Source organism: Mycobacterium sp. NGS39 (assembly GCF_059812765.1).
In genome coordinates this window covers 53,708-74,572 of the sequence record NZ_JCALDH010000013.1, presented here as the reverse complement: position 1 = coordinate 74,572, position 20,865 = coordinate 53,708, and the positions used below count along the sequence as shown (strand labels likewise).

The 20,865-nt window shown below is 67.4% G+C and carries 22 protein-coding genes and 1 pseudogene; 2 read left to right on the top strand and 21 right to left on the bottom strand.

Going from position 1 to position 20,865, the window contains the following annotated elements; all coding sequences use genetic code 11:
- Positions 1–11 precede the first annotated feature (11 nt).
- The 10 genes and pseudogenes from AC5Y39_RS17880 to AC5Y39_RS17835 form a co-directional block, all read right to left on the bottom strand.
- Positions 12–896, bottom strand: coding sequence for an acyl-CoA thioesterase II (locus tag AC5Y39_RS17880; protein WP_500020594.1), 885 nt, complete (start codon positions 894–896; stop codon positions 12–14).
- Entirely contained in the window at positions 892–2,310 is a 1,419-nt protein-coding gene (gene pyk / locus AC5Y39_RS17875; RefSeq protein ID WP_500020485.1) for a pyruvate kinase, read from the bottom strand. Before pyk ends, AC5Y39_RS17880 begins: the two co-directional genes overlap by 5 nt.
- A gap of 78 nt (positions 2,311–2,388) precedes the next feature.
- Entirely contained in the window at positions 2,389–2,802 is a 414-nt protein-coding gene (locus tag AC5Y39_RS17870; RefSeq protein WP_500020483.1) for a DUF2752 domain-containing protein, read from the bottom strand.
- The gene (locus AC5Y39_RS17865) at positions 2,792–3,154 is read right to left on the bottom strand and encodes a TM2 domain-containing protein (RefSeq protein ID WP_500020481.1); all 363 of its coding nucleotides are present in this window, start codon (positions 3,152–3,154) and stop codon (positions 2,792–2,794) included. Before AC5Y39_RS17865 ends, AC5Y39_RS17870 begins: the two co-directional genes overlap by 11 nt.
- A gap of 84 nt (positions 3,155–3,238) precedes the next feature.
- Positions 3,239–5,284, bottom strand: a complete 2,046-nt coding sequence (gene lgt, locus AC5Y39_RS17860; RefSeq protein WP_500020479.1) for a prolipoprotein diacylglyceryl transferase — start codon at positions 5,282–5,284, stop codon at positions 3,239–3,241.
- On the bottom strand, positions 5,281–6,081 hold the full coding sequence (trpA, locus tag AC5Y39_RS17855) for a tryptophan synthase subunit alpha (RefSeq protein ID WP_500020477.1): 801 nt from the start codon (positions 6,079–6,081) through the stop codon (positions 5,281–5,283). The genes lgt and trpA overlap by 4 nt, the downstream gene beginning before the upstream one ends.
- A complete protein-coding gene (trpB, locus tag AC5Y39_RS17850) occupies positions 6,074–7,345 on the bottom strand; it encodes a tryptophan synthase subunit beta (RefSeq protein WP_500020592.1) in 1,272 nt (423 codons plus the stop codon). The genes trpA and trpB overlap by 8 nt, the downstream gene beginning before the upstream one ends.
- Complete coding sequence (gene trpC, locus AC5Y39_RS17845) at positions 7,333–8,151, bottom strand: indole-3-glycerol phosphate synthase TrpC (RefSeq protein WP_500020475.1); 819 nt, start codon at positions 8,149–8,151, stop codon at positions 7,333–7,335. Before trpC ends, trpB begins: the two co-directional genes overlap by 13 nt.
- Before the next feature lie 79 nt (positions 8,152–8,230).
- Positions 8,231–8,839: a TIGR02234 family membrane protein gene (locus tag AC5Y39_RS17840; RefSeq protein ID WP_500020473.1), complete on the bottom strand. Its 609-nt coding sequence runs from the start codon at positions 8,837–8,839 to the stop codon at positions 8,231–8,233.
- Positions 8,836–10,335: pseudogene (locus AC5Y39_RS17835) on the bottom strand (anthranilate synthase component I); the annotation flags it as partial. The pseudogene AC5Y39_RS17835 and the gene AC5Y39_RS17840, both read right to left, overlap by 4 nt.
- Before the next feature lie 5 nt (positions 10,336–10,340).
- Here AC5Y39_RS17835 and AC5Y39_RS17830 point away from each other — a divergent pair.
- Positions 10,341–10,475, top strand: a complete 135-nt coding sequence (locus AC5Y39_RS17830; RefSeq protein ID WP_500048268.1) for a hypothetical protein — start codon at positions 10,341–10,343, stop codon at positions 10,473–10,475.
- Between the two features lie 75 nt (positions 10,476–10,550).
- On the top strand, positions 10,551–11,012 hold the full coding sequence (locus AC5Y39_RS17825; RefSeq protein ID WP_500020470.1) for a peroxiredoxin: 462 nt from the start codon (positions 10,551–10,553) through the stop codon (positions 11,010–11,012).
- On the opposite strand, the gene hisI is transcribed toward AC5Y39_RS17825, so the two are convergent.
- The 11 genes from hisI to nadA form a co-directional block, all read right to left on the bottom strand.
- Positions 11,009–11,362, bottom strand: coding sequence for a phosphoribosyl-AMP cyclohydrolase (gene hisI, locus AC5Y39_RS17820; RefSeq protein ID WP_500020469.1), 354 nt, complete (start codon positions 11,360–11,362; stop codon positions 11,009–11,011). The two genes, AC5Y39_RS17825 and hisI, sit on opposite strands and share 4 nt — an antisense overlap.
- Positions 11,359–12,135 carry an imidazole glycerol phosphate synthase subunit HisF gene (hisF, locus tag AC5Y39_RS17815; RefSeq protein ID WP_500020467.1) on the bottom strand — a complete coding sequence of 259 codons (777 nt, stop codon included), beginning with the start codon at positions 12,133–12,135 and terminating at the stop codon, positions 11,359–11,361. Before hisF ends, hisI begins: the two co-directional genes overlap by 4 nt.
- Positions 12,135–12,944, bottom strand: coding sequence for an inositol monophosphatase family protein (locus AC5Y39_RS17810; protein ID WP_500020465.1), 810 nt, complete (start codon positions 12,942–12,944; stop codon positions 12,135–12,137). The genes hisF and AC5Y39_RS17810 overlap by 1 nt, the downstream gene beginning before the upstream one ends.
- A 6-nt stretch (positions 12,945–12,950) precedes the next feature.
- Positions 12,951–13,688, bottom strand: coding sequence for a bifunctional 1-(5-phosphoribosyl)-5-((5-phosphoribosylamino)methylideneamino)imidazole-4-carboxamide isomerase/phosphoribosylanthranilate isomerase PriA (gene priA, locus AC5Y39_RS17805; protein ID WP_500020463.1), 738 nt, complete (start codon positions 13,686–13,688; stop codon positions 12,951–12,953).
- The gene (gene hisH / locus AC5Y39_RS17800) at positions 13,685–14,305 is read right to left on the bottom strand and encodes an imidazole glycerol phosphate synthase subunit HisH (RefSeq protein ID WP_500020461.1); all 621 of its coding nucleotides are present in this window, start codon (positions 14,303–14,305) and stop codon (positions 13,685–13,687) included. The genes priA and hisH overlap by 4 nt, the downstream gene beginning before the upstream one ends.
- Complete coding sequence (hisB, locus tag AC5Y39_RS17795) at positions 14,302–14,916, bottom strand: imidazoleglycerol-phosphate dehydratase HisB (RefSeq protein WP_500020459.1); 615 nt, start codon at positions 14,914–14,916, stop codon at positions 14,302–14,304. The genes hisH and hisB overlap by 4 nt, the downstream gene beginning before the upstream one ends.
- On the bottom strand, positions 14,913–16,049 hold the full coding sequence (locus AC5Y39_RS17790) for a histidinol-phosphate transaminase (protein ID WP_500020457.1): 1,137 nt from the start codon (positions 16,047–16,049) through the stop codon (positions 14,913–14,915). Before AC5Y39_RS17790 ends, hisB begins: the two co-directional genes overlap by 4 nt.
- Positions 16,046–17,359, bottom strand: coding sequence for a histidinol dehydrogenase (gene hisD / locus AC5Y39_RS17785; protein WP_500020590.1), 1,314 nt, complete (start codon positions 17,357–17,359; stop codon positions 16,046–16,048). The genes AC5Y39_RS17790 and hisD overlap by 4 nt, the downstream gene beginning before the upstream one ends.
- A 66-nt stretch (positions 17,360–17,425) precedes the next feature.
- The gene (gene nadC / locus AC5Y39_RS17780; RefSeq protein ID WP_500020455.1) at positions 17,426–18,283 is read right to left on the bottom strand and encodes a carboxylating nicotinate-nucleotide diphosphorylase; all 858 of its coding nucleotides are present in this window, start codon (positions 18,281–18,283) and stop codon (positions 17,426–17,428) included.
- Complete coding sequence (locus tag AC5Y39_RS17775) at positions 18,283–19,845, bottom strand: L-aspartate oxidase (RefSeq protein WP_500020453.1); 1,563 nt, start codon at positions 19,843–19,845, stop codon at positions 18,283–18,285. Before AC5Y39_RS17775 ends, nadC begins: the two co-directional genes overlap by 1 nt.
- Complete coding sequence (gene nadA / locus AC5Y39_RS17770; RefSeq protein ID WP_500020451.1) at positions 19,842–20,843, bottom strand: quinolinate synthase NadA; 1,002 nt, start codon at positions 20,841–20,843, stop codon at positions 19,842–19,844. Before nadA ends, AC5Y39_RS17775 begins: the two co-directional genes overlap by 4 nt.
- Positions 20,844–20,865 lie beyond the last annotated feature (22 nt).

The following is a 20,865-nucleotide window of genomic DNA, read 5'->3' as shown; positions in this document are numbered from 1 at the left end:
ATTACCCGCTGTCAGCGCCGTGATCCGGGGAAATACTTCACGACGCCCTCCTGCACGACGGTGGCGAGCACCGCACCACCGCGGTTGAAGAAGTGGCCGGTGCCCAGGCCGCGCGAATCCGCCGCGACGGGGGAAGTCGTCGAATACAACACCCAGTCGTCGAAGTTGACTTGGCGGTGAAACCACACCGAGTGGTTGACGGTGACTGCGAAGATGCGGTCGTATCCCCACGACAGTCCGTGCGTGGTGATGATCGAGTCCAAGATCGTGGTATCCGAGGCGTAGACCATGGCGGCCGTGTGCAGCGTCGGATCTTCGGGCAGCTTGCCGTGGGCTTTCATCCAGACGCGGTTGTGCGGCAGCCGGCCCTTCTTCCTGCGCATCACCCAGGCCGGGTCGTTGGCGTAACGCCACTCGATCGGTCGCAGTGCGTTGACGAATCCCGGGACTGTGGCCTCGTAGCCGCGCAGGTATTCCTCGATGGGCGGCAACATGTTCGGGTCCGGCACCTGCGGAGGCTCGACGCCATGCTCCAGCCCTCGACCGCCGGATAAGTACGAAAGCATCACGGAGGCAAGCAGATTGCCGTCCTGCGTGGCATCGACGCGCCGATTGGCGAATCGGCGTTCGTCGCGCAGGTTCACTACGCGGTACTCGATGTCGGCAGTCGGGTCGCCGCCGTTGATGAAGGTCGCGGTCAGCGCCGCGAGCGGCAGATGCGATATGACCGTGTGGGTACCGGCGATCAGGGATTGCGCCATCAGCTGACCGCCGAACGTGCGGACGGGGGTCTTGCTGGGGTGGGAGCCGAGGAAAGTATCGTCGTCGACGCGCGTCAGATCGAGCGTGGCCAGGAGCTGGTCGAAATCGCTGCGGCGCTCGTCGGCTGAGCTAATGGTCGTCCTCTCCGATCCTGTGGACGTGGATGAGGTTGGTGGAGCCCACCGTTCCCGGTGGAGCGCCTGCCACGATCACCACAAGGTCGCCTCGCTTGTAGCGGCCCAACTCGAGCAGCGACTTGTCCACCACGCGGATCATTTCGTCGGTGGTGTGCATGTGCGGCACGATGAATGTCTCTGTGCCCCAGGTGAGCGCAAGCTGGCTGCGCACTTCCGGACGATCGGTGAAGGCCAGCAACGGCAGTGGCGTGTGCAGGCGGGCTAGCCGACGCACCGTATCGCCGGACTGGGTGAATGCCACCAGCGCTTTGGCGTCGAGGCGTTCGCCGATGTCGCGGGCGGCGTAGGAGATGACGCCGCGTTTGGTGCGCGGTACATGGGTCAGCGGAGGTGCGGCCGTCGAATTCTGTTCTACCGCAGTGATGATTCGCGCCATCGTCTTGACGGCCTCCACCGGGTGCTTGCCCACCGACGTCTCCCCCGACATCATCAGCGCGTCGGCTCCGTCGAGCACGGCGTTGGCGACGTCGGACGCCTCGGCCCGGGTGGGTCGCAGGTTTTCCACCATCGACTCGAGCATCTGGGTCGCGACGATCACGGGTTTGGCGTTCTCCCTTGCCATTTGGATCGCCCGCTTCTGCACCAGCGGCACTTCCTCGAGCGGCAGCTCCACACCGAGATCGCCACGAGCGACCATCACGGCATCGAAAGCCAGCACGATCGCTTCGAGATTGTCGATGGCTTCGGGCTTTTCGAGCTTGGCGATCACCGGCACCCGTCGGCCGACACGGTCCATCACGTCGTGAACGAGTTCGATGTCGGCTGGCGACCGCACGAACGAGAGCGCCACCAGATCGACACCGAGCTCCATTGCGAATTCGAGGTCGTCGACGTCTTTGTCGGACATTGCGGGCACCGATACGTTCATGCCGGGAAGCGACAGGCCTTTGTTGTTGGATACCGGGCCGCCCTCAGTGACGGTGCACACCACGTCGTTGCCGTCGATGCGTTCGACGACGAGCACCACCTTGCCGTCGTCGACCAGCAGCCGGTCCCCCGGCGCGGCGTCGTGGGCGAGCTGCTTGTAGGTCGTCGACACCCGGTCGTGGGTGCCGTCACATTCCTCGACGGTGATCCGCACCGTGTCACCGCTCTGCCAGAACGCGTGGCCCGCGGCGAACCGGCCTAATCGGATCTTCGGTCCCTGCAGGTCGGCCAGCACGCCCACGGCACGGCCGGTGACGTCTGAAGCGGCTCGGACACGGTCGTAGACGGTTTTGTGTTCGGCATGGTCGCCGTGACTGAAATTCATGCGGGCAACATCCATGCCGGCCTCGACAAGAGCTCGCACCACCTCGTCGGAACTGCTGGCGGGGCCAAGTGTGCAGACGATCTTCCCGCGTCTATTCACGAATTCCGAGCATAGTCCTTAGCCCCGTTAGCCGACGGGAAGCAGAACTGTTGACAGCCGGGCTAGCGTGAGCGGGTGCTATGCCCGGTAGATCGTCGGGACCAGCGGGAAGCCGGGCAAGTTGCGGATCAGAGTCCAGGACAACACAAGAGCGGCGAGGACCGTCAGGACCGTGACCGTCATCACTGGTCTTCCGGTGCGGCGGCGCCACAGGAACCACGCAAGAAGCGCCGGGATGCCGACGAGCAGAAAGACGTTGTCGACGACGGCTGCCGACAGGTCCGCGTGGAGCAGATCGTGCGTCATGCGCAGACCACCGCAGGCCGGGCAGTTCCATCCGGTAAGGAGCTTGAACGGGCATGGTGGGAACAGCGAGCCGGCGCGGTGCGGGTCGTTCAGACCGGTATAGGCAAGCGCCCCGGTGAACGCGGCGCCCGCCGCGATTGCTGCCGAGGCCCGGCCTTTAGAGATCTGCTTCGAGCTAGGTGCCATCGCGCAGTGGCCGACCCTGCGGATCGCGGACGTTGTCGGTGAGGATCAGGATGGCGTCGATAACGCCCCAGATCCATGCACCGACACCGAGGGTCACGAGACCGACGATCAACTGCACGACGCCGAGCCCGACCTGACCGAGGTACATGCGGCCGATGCCCGCGACGCCGATGATGCCGAGTAGCTGCAGCAGACCTGCGGTGAGCTTCGATTTGTCGGAGTAGGGCTCACCTGTGACGGGATGGCGGCCGTAGGGCGCGGCGGGGTCCACACCTGGATATGGCGGCGGATAGGGGTATCCGGCGGGCGGCGGAGTTGCTTCCTCGCTACGGCCGAACTGCGGATCGGTCATGGGCCCAGCATGCCACTCGGTGCTCTTGCGGTGGTGGGTGTTTGGCGCGAGGGTTCGAGTTCAGACACCACGGACTCGTCGGCCCTATCTGGTGCGACTCCTGAACCTGGGCAGTCGCCAGCGTCGAGTTCGCCCACCGACGGGTTCGCGAGCAGGCTCTCTAATCGCGGCACTTTGCTCAGGCGCTGCACCCTCCGAAGATTCGGAAAGTCTTTCCGTATCAAGTGCTTTCGAGTCCGTACCGTCCGGTTCATCGGATTCGGCTGACTTGTCGCTGGATTCTTCGACGGCTTGCTCGGACTCTGCGCCCGTCTCGGATTCATCCTCAGCTTGCTCGGCGGGCTCTTCGTCGTCTGTGCGCTCTTCGTCAGCGGCCTGAGGCTGAGCCGGTTCTTCTTCCGGCAGCTCAACCGCGCCTACCTGTTCGACGGGTTCTTCAGCGTCTTCGACGGGCTCTTCAGGCTCCGGCGTGCTGTCGGCGGCCTCTTCATCAGCGACGACCTCGGGCTCAGCCGGTTCTTCTTCCGGCAGCTCAACCGCGCCTACCTGTTCGACGGGTTCTTCAGCGTCCTCGACGGGCTCTCCAGGCTCCGGCGTGCTGTCGGCCACCTCTTCATCAGCGACGACCTCGGGCTCAGCCGGTTCTTCTTCCGGCTGCTCAACTGCGCCTACGTCTTCGACGGACTCTTCAGCGTCCTCGACGGGCTCTTCAGGCTCCGGCGTGCTGTCGGCGGCCTCTACATCAGCGACAGTCTCCAACTCAGCCGGTTCTTCTTCCGGCTGCTCAACCGCGCCTACTTCTTCGGACTCTTCAGCGTCCTCGACGAGCTCTTCAGCAGCGGCCTCGACCGCCTCAGGCTCCGGCGCGCTGTCGGTGGCCTCTTTCTCATCGGCGCCCCCGGACTCTGCGACTGTTCCCTCGTCGTCCTCTGCCGCTTCTTCGGCGGGCTCAGCCAGCTCCTCGACCGGCTCTTCTTCCCCGGCGGCGGCCTCAGGCTCTGCGGGCGCCTCCTCCGTAGCCGGCTCATCGGCAGCGGCCTCGTCGATGGCCTCTCGATCAGTTGGAGCGCCCTCGGTCTGGTCATCTTCGCGGGCCTGATCCGAGTCTTCGTCCTCGGCCGCGACGATCGTCCCCGCTACCACACCGGTCGTCGCTGCCACAGCCGCCAGCTCTTTGGTCCACTCGACCAACGCCGAATCCTCCGACGTCGCCGGAACTTCGGTCGTTTCCTCTTCGGCCTCGACCGACGCCTTTTGCTCTTCTTCACGCGGCTTGCCAGAAAGAGTCGCCGGGTCTTCTCGGCCCTTTGGCGCAGCCATGATGTACACCACCGCGCCGATGAACACGAATGTCGACGTGAACAAGTTGATCCGGATACCGGCGATCAGCGTGGCCGTGTCGTCACGCAGCAGCTCGACCCCGAACCGGCCGACGCAGTAGGCCGCCACGTACAGCGCGAACAAGCGTCCGTGTCCCAGCTTGAACCGCCGGTCCGCGACGATCAGCAGCGCGAAAACCACGACGTTCCAGATCATTTCGTAGAGGAAAGTCGGTTGCACTACCTTCTCGACGAGGCCGGTCGATACGCCGTTGAGGTAGTCCACCGCACCGGACGCGTCGCGGCGCTCGTAGATCCGCAATCCCCACGGCAACGTGGTCTCGCGTCCGTACAGCTCCTGATTGAAGTAGTTGCCCAACCGGCCGATCGCCTGGGCCAGGATGATCCCCGGCGCAATGGCATCCCCGAAGGCGGGCAACGGAATCCCGCGGCGCCGGCAACCAATCCACGCACCCACTGCGCCCAGCGCAACCGCACCCCATATGCCGAGGCCGCCGTCCCAAATACGAAGGGCTGCAACAAAACCCAAACCGTCGTCGCCGAAATAAGTGTGCCAATCTGTCACCACGTGGTACAGCCGGCCACCGATCAGCCCGAACGGCACCGCCCATAAGGCGATGTCGTAAACGACGCCTGGTTCTCCTCCCCGTGCCACCCAGCGACGGTCACCGATCACCAGCGCGACGACGATGCCGACGATGATGAACAGCGCGTAGGCACGAATAGGAAGCGGACCCAGATGCCAGACACCTTGCGGTGGGCTCGGGAACGAAGCCAGATAACTCGTCACGCGGAAATCCTCTGTCGCACGCCGTCTGCCAATTCCTCTGTGAGTTCACGGATCTTCGCGATTCCACCGTCACCCAGCGCCGACACCAGCGCCGAACCCACGATCACTCCGTCGGCGTAAGAGGCGATCTCGGCCGCTTGCTCGCGAGAGCGCACGCCGAGTCCGACGCCGACGGGGATGTCGGAAACTTCCTTCACTCGGCGCACCAACTCCGGGGCGGTATTCGACACGACGTCTCGCGCGCCGGTGACACCCATCGTCGACGCGGCGTAGACGAATCCCCGGCACGCCTGAACCGTCGCGGCCAGCCGTTGCGGCGTCGACGACGGCGCCACCAAGAAGATCCGGTCCAACCGGTGCTCATCCGATGCGGCCAGCCACTCTGCCGCTTCGTCGGGGATCAAATCAGGTGTGATCATCCCGAAGCCGCCGGCCGCGGCCAGGTCCCGGGCGAATGCGTCGACACCGTAACGCAGCACCGGGTTCCAGTACGTCATCACCACCGCGCGCCCGCCGGCATCGCTGACCGCTTCGACGGCGCGCAGCGAGTCCCGCACCCGCACCCCTTCGCGCAGCGCAACCTCCGTCGCCTTCGCGATCGTCGGGCCGTCCATGCCCGGATCCGAGTACGGCACCCCGACTTCGACGATGTCGCAACCACTTTCGACAAGTGCTTTGATGGCGTCCAGCGACGTCGGCACGTCGGGATAGCCCGTCGGCAGGTATCCGATCAGTGCCGCGCGGTCATGCTGCCGGCACGAGTCGAACAGCTCGCTGAGCCGGGCTTGCTCAGCCACCGACGCCGCCCTCGTCGTCGATCAGCCCGAACCATTTCGCCGCGGTCGCGACATCTTTGTCGCCGCGCCCGGACAGGTTCACGACGACGATTCCACCGCGGCCGATCTCGGCCGCCAACGGAAGCGTCCCCGCCACCGCATGTGCCGACTCGATCGCCGGGATGATGCCTTCCGTGCGGCACAGCAGCCGGAACGCATCCATCGCCTCGGTGTCGGTGATCGGGCGATATTCGGCCCGGCCGATGTCCTTCAACAACGCGTGCTCCGGGCCCACCCCGGGGTAGTCCAAACCCGCTGAAATCGAATGACTTTCGATGGTCTGTCCGTCTTCGTCCTGCAGCAGATACGAGTAGGAGCCTTGGAAGGCACCCGGCGAGCCACCAGTGAAAGTGGCTGCGTGCCTTCCGGTTTCGACACCGTCACCGGCCGCTTCGAAGCCGAGCAGCCGCACGGCCGGGTCGTCGATGAACGCGTGGAAAATGCCGATCGCGTTCGAGCCACCGCCCACGCAAGCCGTGACCGCGTCGGGTAAGCGGCCGGCCTGAGCCAGGATCTGCGCGCGGGTCTCCAAACCGATCACCCGTTGAAAATCGCGGACCATCATCGGGAACGGGTGCGGTCCTGCTGCCGTACCGAAGCAGTAGTAGGTGCGCTCAGCGTTGGTCACCCAGTCGCGGAACGCCTCGTTGATCGCGTCCTTCAACGTCTGTGAACCGGACGTCACCGACACCACCTCAGCGCCCAGAAGCCGCATCCGGGCAACGTTCAAAGCCTGTCGGGCCGTGTCGACGGCGCCCATGTAGATCACGCACTCGAGGCCGAGCAGTGCGCACGCCGTCGCGGTGGCGACGCCGTGCTGACCCGCACCGGTCTCGGCGATCACCCGTGTCTTGCCCATCTGCTGTGCCAGCAGCGCTTGACCGAGCACATTGTTGATCTTGTGAGATCCAGTGTGGTTCAGGTCTTCTCGCTTGAGAAAGATCGTCGCGCCGCCGGCGTGCTCGCTGAGCCGACGAGCCTCGTACAAAGGCGACGGCCGACCGCTGTAGTGGGTTTGCAGACGGTCTAAGGTGTCGAGAAATTCCTGGTCGGTGCGGGCTTTTTCGTACGCGGCGGTGACCTCTTCGATCACCGCCATCAGCGCCTCAGGCACGAATCGGCCGCCGTAGACACCGAAATGGCCGCGCGCGTCAGGGTCGTGGGCAGTCGGCTCGGCGACGGCCGCACTGGACCGAGGTAGTTGCGGGCTGCTCACCGAGCCGATTTCGGGCACGACGGGTGGGTGCCGGCCGTCACGAGATCCGCTACCGCGCTTCGCGGATCACCACTGGTCACCAACCCTTCGCCGACGAGCACAGCGTCTGCACCCGCGCCGGCGTAGGCCAACAGGTCGGCGGTGCCGCGGACGCCCGACTCGGCGATGCGAATAACGTTCGACGGCAGGCCGGGTGCGATCCGCGCGAAGCAATCCCGATCGACCTTGAGGGTCTTGAGATCTCGCGCGTTGACACCGATCACCTTGGCACCTGCTTGCAGCGCCCGGTCGGCCTCTTCTTCGGTGTGCACCTCGACCAGAGCAGTCATGCCCAGCGATTCGGTGCGGTCGAGCATCGCCGCCAATGCGGGCTGATCAAGCGCCGCGACGATCAGCAGCAGCATGTCGGCGCCGTGTGCGCGTGCCTCATGGATCTGGTAGGGACGAACGATAAAGTCCTTGCGCAGCACCGGGATTGACACCGCAGCGCGTACCGCGTCGAGGTCCTCCAGCGAGCCGTGAAACCGGCGCTGCTCGGTGAGCACGCTGACGATGCGTGCGCCACCTTCTTCGTATGCGCGGGCCAGCTTCGCCGGATCGGCGATCGAAGCCAATTCGCCACGTGACGGGCTAGCGCGCTTGACTTCGGCGATCACACCGATACCGGGCTCACGCAGCGCTGCCATCACGTCGAGCGGCGGCGGCGCATCCTTGGCTTTGGCCTTTACTTCGGCCAGCGGGACGACGGATTCACGAGCGGCAACATCGGCGCGAACTCCCTCCAGAATGGAGTCGAGCACCGTCGCCGAACTCATGGCCCTGTCGACTCCCTCCTGCGCTACAGCCGACGTGCGATCAACATCGAAAGGGTAGCCGCCACGGGCGTGCGGCCCCTCACCGACCCTCGCTAGGCGCGTCCCGGGTCGGGTCGCCCGTCGGATCACAGCCTTCGTCCAACGCATCCCACAACATCCGTTCTGACATCGTCGCCGACGAGTCTCCCTGCACGGTCACGGCACGCCGTTGCGACGGCGGGGCGTATTTCTCCGCCCGAGCCAAGCCTTTCACCGCGACCCGCATCAACAACACCGCGGCCGCCAGCGTCACCACCGCCGCGACCATCGTGATCACCGCACCCGGAGAGTGCCGGGAACTGCCCACCAGCGAGGTGACCGGAAGATCAACCAGCCGCACGGCAGGCACCGCGACGTCGCGAATCGTCCACAGCGTGAGCGCTAGATAGGCCGCGCCCGCGCTGACCAGCGAGATCAGCACCGCTAGGATGCGCAGCGGCCACCCCCGCACCGCCAGTGCCGCGACGGCCGCCGCCAGCAGCAGCACCGCGAACGGCACCAGCGCCGGGGCCCAGGTACCGCCCGACAGCGTCGTCGTGCGGGGCTGGCCTAGCCCGTCGGACGACCTCAGCACGACCCACGGCAGCCGCGAGGCAACCCAAAGCGCCGCCGCGCCCAGCACCAGGAGGACTTGCGCGAGCCGGATCACGGCGACCGCAGCGTCTCTGCGGCGGCGATCGCACTCAGCACGGCCTTGGCCTTGTTCGCCGCCTCGGTGTACTCGTAGGGGCCGTTGGAGTCTGCGACGACACCCCCGCCCGCCTGCACGTACGCGGTGCCGTCGCGCATCAGCGCGGTGCGGATCGCGATCGCGAAGTCGGCGTTGCCGGCGAAGTCGAGGTAGCCCACCACGCCGCCGTAGAGCCCGCGGCGCGTCTTCTCCACCTCTTCGATCAACTCCATCGCCCGAACCTTCGGCGCGCCCGAGAGCGTGCCCGCCGGAAAGCAGGCGGTGACGGCGTCCAGCGCCGTCTTGTCCTCGGCGAGCTGGCCGGTCACCGTCGACACCAGGTGCATGACGTGGCTGTACCGCTCGATGTGGCTGTAGTCGTCGACGCGAACGGTGCCGGGCACACACACGCGACCGAGGTCGTTTCGGCCCAGATCGACCAGCATCAGATGCTCGGCGCGTTCCTTCTCGTCGCTCAGCAGCTCCTTTTCGAGTAGCAGATCCTCTTCTTCGGTGTGGCCACGCCAGCGCGTGCCCGCGATGGGATGCGTGCTCGCCCATCCGTCCTGGACGGTGACCAGCGCCTCAGGACTGGAGCCGACGATCGAAAAGTCAAGGCTGCCATCGGCTTTCGGGATATGCAGCAGATACATGTACGGGCTGGGGTTGGACACGCGCAACATGCGGTACACGTCGATCGGCTCGGCAGTGGTGTCCATTTCGAATCGCTGCGACGGCACCACTTGGAACGCCTCGCCCGCCTCGATTTCGCCGACCAACCGCTCGACGATCGCGCAGTACTCCTCGACCGTGCGCTGGGAGCGATGCAGCGGCTGCGGGCGGTCGAACGTCGCGACCGTCGAGGGCAGCGGCTGGCTCAGCGCCTGCGTCATCACGTCGAGCCGCTTGACGGCGTCGTCGTAGGCCCAGTCCACCCGCTCGTCGGTGCCGTTCCAGTTCACCGCGTTGGCGATCAGGGTGATCGTGCCCTCGTGGTGGTCGACTGCGGCCATGTCGGTGGCCAGCAGCAACACCATGTCCGGCAACTTCAGGTCATCCTCCGTCAGCGACGGCAACCGCTCGAGCCGGCGCACCATGTCGTAGGCGAAGAACCCCACCAGGCCGCCCGACAGCGGCGGCAAGCCCGGCAGCGGCTCGCTGGCGAGCAGGTCCATCGTCGCGCGCAGCGCCTCCAATGGGTCGCCGCCGCGGGGGGCGTCCTGCGGGGTGGCCCCGATCCAGGCCGCCTCGCCGTCGTGCACGGTCAGCGCCGACGGCGCGCCCGCACCGATGAACGACCACCGCGACCACGACCGGCCGTTCTCGGCGGACTCGAGCAGGAAGGTGCCGGGCCGGTTGGCACCGAGCTTGCGATACGCGGACAGCGGCGTCTCGCTGTCAGCGAGCACCTTGCGGGTGACCGGCACGAACCGATGCTCGGCAGCGAGCGCCCGGAACTGCTCGCGCGTGGTGGTGGGCGATGAGCCGCTTGCGCGAAGAGCAGAAGACGGCGATGAGCCGCTTGCGCGAAGAGCAGAAGACGGCGATGAGCCGCTTGCGCGAAGAGCAGAAGACGGCGATGAGCCGCTTGCGCGAAGAGCAGAAGCTCCGGTGAGATCGGCGGTCGAGGTCACGGGTGTATCTTCCCACTTTCCGGCGGCGTGCCCGGGCGGGCGTAGCCTGTGCACTTATGAAACGTGGTGACCTGGTCGACGAGTTCGAACTGCCCGATCAGACCGGCAAGGTACGCCAATTCAGCGAGTTTCTGGCCGACGGCCCCGTGGTGCTGTTCTTCTATCCGGCCGCCGGAACCCCCGGGTGTACCCGCGAGGCCTGTCACTTCCGCGATCTGGCAAAGGAATTCGCCGACGTCGGTGCGTCGCGAGTGGGCATCAGCACCGATCCGGTGGCCAAGCAGGCGAAGTTCGCCGACAACCACCACTTCGACTTTCCGGTGCTGTCCGACGCCGACGGGACCGTCGCCGCCCAATTCGGCGTCAAACGGGGCCTTTTGGGCAAGTTCCTGCCGGTGAAGCGGACGACGTTCGTGATCGACACCGACCGCAAAGTGCTCGACGTCATCTCGAGCGAGGTCAACATGAACACCCACGCAGACAAGGCGCTGGAGGTCTTGCGCGCGCGGAAGCGTTAGCCGGCGTCGTCGGCCAGCAGGACGTCCGCGTCGAAGCAGCTGTGGTCGCCGGTGTGGCATGCGGCGCCTACCTGGTCGACCTCCAGCAGAACGGTGTCGCCATCACAGTCCAGTCGCACCGAGTGCACGTGCTGGGTGTGGCCGGACGTCTCGCCCTTCACCCAGTGCTGCTGCCGTGACCGCGAGTAGTAGGTCGCCTTGCGCGTCTCCAACGTGCGAGCGAGCGCGATGTCGTCCATCCAGGCCACCATCAGCACCTTGCCAGTGCCGCGCTCCTGCGCTACGGCAGTGATCAAGCCGTTCGCGTCGCGTTTGAGCCGCGAGGCGATGCCCGCGTCCAGAGCGCTCATCGGACCGTGATCCCTTCCGCCGCCATCGCTGCCTTGACCTCCTTGATCGAGAGCTCGCGGAAATGGAACACGCTCGCGGCGAGCACCGCGTCGGCGCCCGCCACGACCGCAGGCGCGAAATGTTCTGCAGCGCCCGCCCCGCCGCTGGCGATCACCGGCACCGTGACCGCTGCGCGCACCGCGCGCAGCATCGGCAGGTCGAAGCCTGCCTTCGTACCGTCGAAATCCATTGAGTTGAGCAATATTTCACCTACACCGAGTTCGGCTCCGCGCACGGCCCATTCGACGGCGTCGATGCCGGTGCCGCGCCGTCCCCCGTGCGTGGTGACCTCCCACCCCGATGGCGTCGGCGGGGACCCCGCCGGCACGGTGCGCGCGTCCACCGACAACACGATGCACTGCGAGCCGAACCGCCGCGACAACTCCTCGAGCAACTCCGGGCGCGCGATCGCGGCGGTGTTCACCGATACCTTGTCGGCGCCCGCACGCAGCAGCATGTCGACGTCGGCCACCGATCGCACTCCCCCACCGACGGTCAACGGGATGAACACCTGCTCGGCGGTGCGCCGCACCACGTCGAGCATCGTCGCCCGCCCCGACGACGATGCGGTGACGTCCAGGAACGTCAGCTCGTCGGCGCCTTCGGCGTCGTAGACCGCGGCCAGTTCGACGGGATCGCCGGCGTCACGCAGGTTGGCGAAGTTCACGCCCTTGACCACCCTGCCGCCGTCGACGTCCAGGCACGGGATGACGCGAACCGCGACGTCTCCCATCAGTAGTCCTTCGGGTCGCCGACGTCGCGCAGGATCTTCAGGATCTGCTGATGACAGCGCGGCACGCCCGACAGCGCCGCCTGCGATTGGATGGTCCAGGTATTGCCGGCGAGATCGGTGACGATGCCCCCGGCCGCCCGCACCAGCGCTACTCCGGCCGCATGGTCCCACAGGTGATCGCCGAAACTGATTGCGCCACCGAGGATTCCGGCGGCGGTGTACGCCAGGTCGATGCCAGTGGCGCCGTGGATGCGCAGCCGGGACGACACCCGGCTCAGGCTTTCCAGCACCGCCAGCCGATACCGTCCCGGGAACCGGCCACGCCACTCCACGTTGAAAGTGCCGACACCGACGACAGCGTCTTCGAGGTCCGCCGGTTCCAACGGTGGCAAGTCGACACCGTTGCAGCGCAACGGTCCTCCGACGACGCCGGTGAACCGCTCATTGGTGAACGGCAGCCACGTCAATCCTGCGACCGGCTCTCCGTCGCGGACGAGGCCCAGCAGCATCGCCGCCAGCGGCAGACCGGCCGCGTAGTTGAACGTGCCGTCGATCGGGTCGAGGACCCAGAACAATGGTGAGTCGAGGTCGGCTCCGCCGAATTCCTCGCCGTGCACCTCGATGCCGGTGGCCGACGTCAACGCCTCGACCACTTGGCGCTCGATGGCCAGGTCGATCTCGGTGGCGAAGTCGTTGCCCTTCTTGCGCACGGCCGGGTCGGCGGCGTGGCCCTCGACGAACCGCTCGGCCGCTTTGTCGAGGATCGCGGCGGCCTCGGCCACCAGTGCGTTGAGGTCGTTGGTGTCCATTGCGGCCTACCGCCCGACCGCTTCGAGTGCCTGCGGCAGCGTGAAACGCCCGGCGTAGAGCGCCTTTCCGACGATCGCGCCCTCGACACCGAGGTCGGTCAGCGTTGCGATCGCGCGGAGATCGTCGAGGCTCGACACACCGCCGGACGCGATGACCGGCGCATCGGTGCGTTGCGCCACGCCGGCCAGCAGCTCGATGTTGGGTCCGGTCAGCGTGCCGTCCTTGGTGACGTCGGTGACCACGAACCGCGAACAGCCTTCGCGGTCAAGGCGTTCCAGCACTTCCCACAGATCGCCGCCGTCGGTTTCCCAGCCGCGCCCCCGCAGTCGGTGCTGGCCGTCGACGATCTGCACGTCGAGTCCGACGGCCACCTTGTCGCCATACTCGGCGATCACCTTCGCGCACCACTGCGGATTCTCCAGCGCCGCTGTGCCGATATTGACACGCGCACAACCGGTTGCAAGTGCAGCCGACAGCGACGCGTCGTCGCGGATGCCTCCGGACAGTTCGACACTGACGTCGAGAGTTCCGACCACCTCCGCGAGCAGCTCGCGGTTGGACCCCCGGCCGAACGCTGCGTCCAAGTCCACCAGGTGAATCCACTCCGCGCCGTCGCGCTGCCACGTCAGCGCCGCCTCCAGCGCTGAGCCGTACTCGGTTTCGCTGCCCGCTTTGCCCTGAACCAGGCGCACCGCGCGGCCGCCGACGACGTCGACTGCGGGCAACAGGACGAGTTTCGTCATAGCGCCCGCACCCAGTTGCTCAGCAGCGCAGCGCCGGCGTCACCACTCTTCTCGGGGTGAAACTGTGTCGCCGACAACGGCTCGTCTTCGACGGCGGCCAGGAACCGCACGTGGTGGGTGGCCCAGGTGAGCACTGCGTCGTCGTTTCCTTCCCACTGCTGCGCGGCGTACGAGTGCACGAAGTAGAACCGGGTGTCGCGGTCGAGACCGGCGAAAAGCCGGCTGCCTGGACCCGCCTCGACAGTGTTCCATCCCATGTGCGGGATGACCGGCGCGTCCAATCGCGTGACGGCGCCGGGCCACTGCCCACAGCCACGGCTTTCCACGCCGAACTCGACGCCGCGGTCGAAGAGGATCTGCATGCCCACGCACACGCCCAGTACCGGGGCTCCGGCCGAGAGCCGCTCGGCGATGATCTTGTCACCGCCGATCCCGCGCAGCCCGCTCATGCAGGCCTCGAACGCGCCGACGCCCGGCACCACGAGGCCGTCGGCGGCAGTGGCGGCGGCTGGGTCCGCGGTCACTTCGACGTCCGCACCGACCCGTTGCAGCGCACGCTGAGCCGACCGCAGGTTGCCTGAGCCGTAGTCAAGCACCACCACGGATTTGCTTGTCACAGTGCACCTTTCGTGGACGGCACTCCGGTGACTCGAGAGTCGCGTTCGACAGCCTGGCGCAGCGCCCGGGCCACCGCCTTGTATTGGGCTTCGGTGATGTGGTGGGGATCCCGGCCGTAGAGAGTGCGCACGTGAAGGGCGATGCGCGCGTTCATGGCCAGTGATTCGAACACGTGCCGGTTCACCACGGTGTGGTAGGGCACGGTGTTGCCGGCAATCGTGAAGTGGCGCAGATGATCCGGTTCGCCGGTGTGCACGCAGTACGGCCGCCCGGACACGTCGACCGCGGCGTGAGCCAACGTCTCGTCCATCGGGATGAACGCGTCGCCGAACCGGCGGATACCGGTCTTGTCGCCCAGCGCCTGACCCAGGGCCTGCCCGAGCACGATCGCGGTGTCCTCGATGGTGTGGTGGCCCTCGATGTGCACGTCGCCCTTGGTGCGCACGGTCAGGTCGAAGCTCGCGTGCGCGCCGAGCGCGTGCAGCATGTGGTCGTAGAACGGGACGCCGGTGTCGATGTCGACGACTCCGCTGCCGTCGAGGTCCAGTTCAACGACGATGTCGGACTCCTTGGTGGAGCGCTCCACGCGGGCGCGTCGGTTCTCGGTCATGATGCTCCTAACGGTGCGGCAAGTTCGGTAGCCACCAGGCGCCCACTGGATGCGAGGAACGCGTCGTTCTCGTGCGGCAGGCCGATCGTCGTGCGCAGAAAGCCTGGAATGCCGACGTCGCGGATCAACACGCCGTCGTCGAGGTAGCGTCGCCAGGTGGCGGGCGCATCGGCGAACTCGCCGAACAGCACGAAATTCGCATCGCTGGGGATCACCCGAAACCCCATGTCCGCCAATGCCTCCGACACCCGCTCACGTTCGGCGATCAACGCAGCGACACTGCCCAGCGTCTCGTCGGCGTGGCGTAGCGCCGCCCGCGCCGCAGCCTGGGTGAGCACCGAGAGGTGGTACGGCAGCCGCACCAGCAGCATCGCGTCGATGACGGCGGGCGCGGCGATCAGATACCCAAGACGGCCGCCGGCGAACGCGAATGCCTTGCTCATGGTGCGCGACACCACGAGCTTTGTCGGGTATTCGCCGACGAGGTTGATCGCGCTTGGCACCGACGAGAATTCGCCATACGCCTCGTCGAGGATCAAGATGCCGGTGTCCATGGCGTCGAGCAGCGCGCGCAGCTCCGCCGGCGAAACACTCTGCCCCGACGGGTTGTTCGGGCTCGCAACGAACACCACGTCCGGGCGGTGCTCGGCGATTGCGGCGGCGGCGGTGTCGGGGTCGAGCCGGAAGTCGTCGGCGCGATACGCCTGTAGCCAACGGGTCTGGGTGCCGCCCGAGATGATCGGGTGCATCGAGTACGACGGCACGAAGCCCAGCGCCCTGCGGCCGGGCCCGCCGAACGCCTGCAGCAACTGTTGCAGCACCTCGTTGGAACCGTTTGCCGCCCAGAGGTTCTCGACGCCGACGGGCACGCCGGTTTGGCGTGTCAGGTAGGCCGCGAGGTCGGCGCGCAGCGCGACCGCGTCGCGGTCGGGATAGCGGTGCAAGGTGACCGCCGCCTCGCGGACCGCCCGGGCCACGTCGTCGACGAGCGCAGGCGTGGGCGGGTGCGGGTTCTCGTTGGTGTTCAGCCGCACAGGAACATCGAGTTGTGGCGCGCCATAGGGCGTCTTGCCGCGCAGGTCGTCGCGCAACGGCAGGTCGTCGAGTGTGACGTCTTGCCCCGGAACGCTCACCGCTCGAACCTCCGGCGCACCGCTTCGCCATGGGCAGGCAGGTCCTCGGCCTTGGCGAGCGTGATCACATGGCCGGACACGTCTTTGAGCGCGGCTTCGTCGTACTCGACCACGTGAATGCCCCGCAGAAAGGTTTGCACCGATAGCCCGCTGGAGTGGCGCGCGCACCCGGCGGTCGGCAGCACGTGGTTGCTGCCGGCACAGTAGTCGCCGAGGCTCACCGGCGAGTAGGGGCCGACGAATATCGCGCCTGCGGAACGGATCCGGCTCGCGACCTGCGCCGCGTCGGCCGTCTGGATCTCCAAGTGCTCGGCGGCATAGGCGTTGACCACCCTCACCCCGGCGTCGATGTCGTCGACGAGCACGATCGCCGATTGCCGGCCGGTCAGCGCAGCGGTGACCCGCTCGCGGTGCACCGTCGTTTCCACTTGCGCGGCAAGCTCTTTGGAGGTCGCATCGGCCAGCTCGGCGCTGGGTGTCACCAGGACACTGGCCGCCATCTCGTCGTGCTCGGCCTGGCTGATCAGGTCGGCGGCGACGTGCGCGGGGTCCGCGGTGTGGTCGGCGAGGATCGCGATCTCGGTCGGCCCGGCTTCGGCGTCGATGCCGACGTGGCTGCGGCATATCCGCTTCGCGGCGGTGACATAGATGTTTCCCGGGCCGGTGATCATGTCGACCGGTTCCAGCTCCGCGCCGTCGGTGTCGGTCCCGCCGTAAGCCAGCAACGCGACGCCCTGCGCACCGCCGACCGCCCACACCTCGTCGACGCCGAGCAGCCGCGCGGCGGCCAGGATCGTCGGGTGCGGCAGGCCACCGAACTGTGCCTGCGGCGGGCTGGCGATCACCAGGGACTCGACGCCCGCGGTCTGCGCGGGCACGACATTCATCACCACGCTCGACGGGTAGACCGCGTTGCCCCCCGGCACGTACAGCCCGACCCGCGCGACCGGCACCCAGCGCTCGGTGACCGTCGCGCCCGGCGCCAGCCTCGTCGTGGTGTCGGTGCGGCGCTGATCGGCGTGCACGGTCCTGGCCCGCTCGATGGCAACTTCCAGCGCCGCCCGCACATCGGGCGCCAACTCGGCGAGGGCGTCGTCGAGCCGGTCGGCCGGCACCCGCACGGTTGCGGGCCGGACACCGTCGAACGTCTCGCTGTAGTCGAGAGCGGCATCTACTCCACGCTGTGCCACGGCGTCGACGACCGGGCGCACGAGGGGCAGCACCGTGTCGACGTCGACGCCACCGCGAGGCAGCGCAGCACGCAACTGCGCAGCGCTGAGGGTGCGGTTGCGCAGGTCGATCCGGGTCATTTCGAATGCGTGCATTACGTCGATTGTCCCTGATCGACGCACGCGAAGAAAAATTGATTGAACGGGCTAGACGTCCAGGCCGATGTCGAGCACGCGCACGGAGTGGGTGAGCGCGCCGACGGCCAGGTAGTCGACGCCCGTTGACGCGTGGGCGTGGGCGTTTTCGAGTGACAGGCCGCCCGAGGCCTCCAGTTTCACGCCCGGAGCGCGGGCGTTGCGCCGCTGCACCGCCATCTGCGCCTGCCACACCGAGAAGTTGTCCAGTAGAACCAGCTCCACCGGCTCGGCCAGCACCTCGTCGAGCTGCTCGAGCGAATCGACCTCGACCTCGCACGGCAGCCCAGGTGCCGCAGCGCTCACCGCCCGCAGCGCCGCGACAACCGAGCCTGCCGCAGCGACATGGTTGTCTTTGATCAGCGCCGCGTCGCCAAGGCCCATCCGATGGTTCTGGCCGCCGCCCACGCGCACTGCGTACTTCTGCAGCGCCCGCAGCCCGGGCAGTGTCTTACGGGTGTCGCGCACGACCGCTTGTGTGCCGGCCACGGCGTCCACCCATGCGCGCGTCGTGGTCGCAATCCCCGACAGGTGGCAGACCAGGTTCAGCATCGTGCGCTCGGCGGTCAGCAGGCCCCGTGTCGGGGCTTGCACCCGCAGCACCGCGGCTCCCGCGCCGACCTGTTCGCCGTCGGCAACGCGGTCGAGCACGCGGTAGCCGCCCATACCCAGCACTTCGTCGAGCACCAGCAGCGCGACGTCGCACCCGGCGATGACACCCGGTTCACGAGTGACCAGCGCCGCGGTGGCGGTGGCGTCGGCAGGCACCGTCGCTTGCGTCGTGACGTCCGGTCCGTAGCGCAAGTCCTCGTCGAGCGCTCGTCTGATCACCGCACGGGCCTCGGCGACCTCGTGTTCGCTCAGCCACATCAGTGGCAGGCCCCCACCGGCACCGGCGCGTCGACGACCACCCGCCCGTCAGATCCCAGACGCACAATGCTGCTGCGCGTCTGCTGTGGATCGGTGTCGGGATGGTCGCCACGGTGATGGCAGCCGCGCGTCTCTGCGCGCGCCAGCGCTGCCGCGGCGACCGCCCGGCCCGTGACCGTCAACGCGGTGTCTTCGATGTCGGCGCGGGTGAACGCCGTCCGCACGGGCGCGTCCTCGAGGTGTTGTGTCAGCCGGCGCAGTCCCTCGGCGTCACGCACCACCGACGCGTGGGCGGACATCAAAGCTTGCAGTTCGCGGCGTGGCATCGCGGCGCGGGCCCCAAGGTCGGGTGGCGTGGCGACGACGGGCCCGCGGGCTACCGCGTGCTCAGCGGCGGCCCGGCCGGCGCGGCCGCCGACCACCAATCCCTCGAGCAGGCTGTTGGAAGCCAGCCGGTTCGCACCGTGCATACCGGTCCGCGCGACCTCGCCGGCTGCGAACAGTCCCGGAAGCTCTGTGCGGCCGTGGACGTCGGCGACCACACCGCCACAGCTGTAATGCGCGCCTGGGACAACGGGAATCAGGTCGCGTGCCGGGTCGAGTCCCGCGGCGCGGCAGGCCGCGGTGACGGTGGGGAATCGGGCTGCGACATCGGCTACCGAGCGGGCGTCGAGGTAGACACACGCATCGCCGGTCTCGCGCAGCCGCGCGTCGATGGCACCGGCCACCACGTCGCGTGGGGCGAGATCGCCCATCACGTGCACACCTGCGGTCACGGAATTTCCTTGCGCGTCAACCAGTTTCGCGCCCTCACCTCGCAGCGCTTCGGTGATCAGCGGTCGGCGCCCCCCAACGCGGGCGTCATAGAGCATGGTCGGGTGGAACTGGATGAACTCGATGTCGCTCACGGCCACACCCGCCGTCAGCGCCAGCGCGACTCCGTCGCCCGTGGAGCCTTCTGGGTTCGTGGTGGCTCGGTAAAGGTGCCCCAGTCCGCCGGTGGCCAGAATCACCGCCGGCGTGTGCACGATCCCAGCACCGTCTTCGTTGATCACCTCGACGCCGGTGATGGCGTCGCCGTCGTGAATCAGCTGAAGCGCAACATGATTGCGGCGGATGTCGAGCAGCGTGGCGGCATGGTCCAAGGCGCGCTGCACCTCGGCGCCGGTTGCGTCACCGCCGGCGTGGATGATCCGCCGCCGAGAGTGGCCGCCTTCGCGGGTCAGATGCCAGCGGCCGGGTTCGGCCTCGTCGAATCGGGCACCGGCAGAGACCAATTCGGCTACGGCGCGATACCCGTCGGCGACGATCGAGCGCACCGCGTCCGGGTCGCACATCCCGGCGCCGGCGGCAAGCGTGTCGGCGACGTGCGCATCGACCGAATCGTCGGTACGCGGGAGCACCACCGCGATGCCGCCCTGCGCGTAAAACGTTGCGGTGTCCGAGGTTTTGCTCAGCACCAGCACGCGTCGGCCGCGGCGGTGCGCGGCCAGCGCGGCGGCCAGACCCGCGACACCGGTGCCGATGACGACCACGTCGGCTCGGGCGTGCCAGCGGCTCATTCGCCGCCGCCCGGCTTGCCGATCTCGATCATCCGCTGCACGCTGCGCCGGGCCAGCCGTGCGGTCTCGGGATCAACGTCGACTTCGTCGGCGCCTTCGACCAGGCACCGCAGCAGCGCGGCCGGCGTGATCATCTTCATGTACTTGCACGACGCCCGGTCGTTGACCGCGCGGAAGTCGACTTCCGGTGCAGCCCTGCGCAATTGGTGCAGCATGCCGACCTCGGTGGCGACCAGAACCTGGCGGGCGCGAGTTCTGTGCGCCGCCTCGAGCATGCCGCCGGTCGACAAGATCTTGACCCGGTCGGCGGGCACGGCGCCCTCACCGGCCAGGTACAGCGCCGACGTGGCGCAGCCGCACTCTGGATGCACGTACAGCTCGGCGTCCGGATGTGAGCGCGCCTGGGCTGCGAGTTCGTCGCCGTTGATGCCAGCGTGCACGTGGCATTCGCCGGCCCAGACGTGCAGGTTCTTGCGCCCGGTCACGCGCCGGACGTGTGCGCCGAGGAACTGGTCGGGGCAGAACAGCACCTCGCGGTCCTCCGGGATGGACGCCACGACGTCGACGGCGTTGGCCGACGTGCAGCAGATGTCGGTGAGCGCTTTGACCGCTGCGGTGGTGTTGACGTACGAGACCACGACCGCGTCGGGGTGCTCGGCCTTCCAGGCCGCCAGCTCCTCGGCGGTGATCGAGTCGGCCAGCGAGCAGCCGGCCCGCTGGTCCGGAATAAGCACGGTCTTGTCGGGACTGAGGATTTTGGCGGTCTCGGCCATGAAGTGCACGCCGCAGAACACGATCGTCTGTTCGGGCGCTTCCGCGGCGATGCGTGACAGCGCCAGCGAGTCGCCGACATGGTCGGCCACGTCCTGGATTGCGGGGATCTGATAGTTGTGCGCCAGGAGGGTCGCATTGCGCTGTTCGGCGAGTCGGCGGACCTCGGCGGCCCATTCGGCATCGGGTTCGACGCCTGTGTAAACGCCGTCGTCCAGGACCGTCATCGCCGTCTCCTTCAGCCCGATC

What these genes read in the sequence shown, in the direction of transcription:
- AC5Y39_RS17870 (WP_500020483.1), bottom strand. Translation starts at nt 2,802, where the DNA reads ATGGCACCTAGCTCGAAGCAGATCTCTAAAGGCCGGGCCTCGGCAGCA.
- AC5Y39_RS17865 (WP_500020481.1), bottom strand. Translation starts at nt 3,154, where the DNA reads ATGACCGATCCGCAGTTCGGCCGTAGCGAGGAAGCAACTCCGCCGCCC.
- trpC (WP_500020475.1), bottom strand. Translation starts at nt 8,151, where the DNA reads ATGAGTTCGGCGACGGTGCTCGACTCCATTCTGGAGGGAGTTCGCGCC.
- AC5Y39_RS17830 (WP_500048268.1), top strand. Translation starts at nt 10,341, where the DNA reads ATGAGCCGCTTGCGCGAAGAGCAGAAGACGGCGATGAGCCGCTTGCGC.
- AC5Y39_RS17825 (WP_500020470.1), top strand. Translation starts at nt 10,551, where the DNA reads ATGAAACGTGGTGACCTGGTCGACGAGTTCGAACTGCCCGATCAGACC.
- hisI (WP_500020469.1), bottom strand. Translation starts at nt 11,362, where the DNA reads ATGAGCGCTCTGGACGCGGGCATCGCCTCGCGGCTCAAACGCGACGCG.
- hisF (WP_500020467.1), bottom strand. Translation starts at nt 12,135, where the DNA reads ATGGGAGACGTCGCGGTTCGCGTCATCCCGTGCCTGGACGTCGACGGC.
- AC5Y39_RS17810 (WP_500020465.1), bottom strand. Translation starts at nt 12,944, where the DNA reads ATGGACACCAACGACCTCAACGCACTGGTGGCCGAGGCCGCCGCGATC.
- priA (WP_500020463.1), bottom strand. Translation starts at nt 13,688, where the DNA reads ATGACGAAACTCGTCCTGTTGCCCGCAGTCGACGTCGTCGGCGGCCGC.
- hisB (WP_500020459.1), bottom strand. Translation starts at nt 14,916, where the DNA reads ATGACCGAGAACCGACGCGCCCGCGTGGAGCGCTCCACCAAGGAGTCC.
- hisD (WP_500020590.1), bottom strand. Translation starts at nt 17,359, where the DNA reads ATGACCCGGATCGACCTGCGCAACCGCACCCTCAGCGCTGCGCAGTTG.
- nadC (WP_500020455.1), bottom strand. Translation starts at nt 18,283, where the DNA reads ATGTGGCTGAGCGAACACGAGGTCGCCGAGGCCCGTGCGGTGATCAGA.
- AC5Y39_RS17775 (WP_500020453.1), bottom strand. Translation starts at nt 19,845, where the DNA reads ATGAGCCGCTGGCACGCCCGAGCCGACGTGGTCGTCATCGGCACCGGT.
- nadA (WP_500020451.1), bottom strand. Translation starts at nt 20,843, where the DNA reads ATGACGGTCCTGGACGACGGCGTTTACACAGGCGTCGAACCCGATGCC.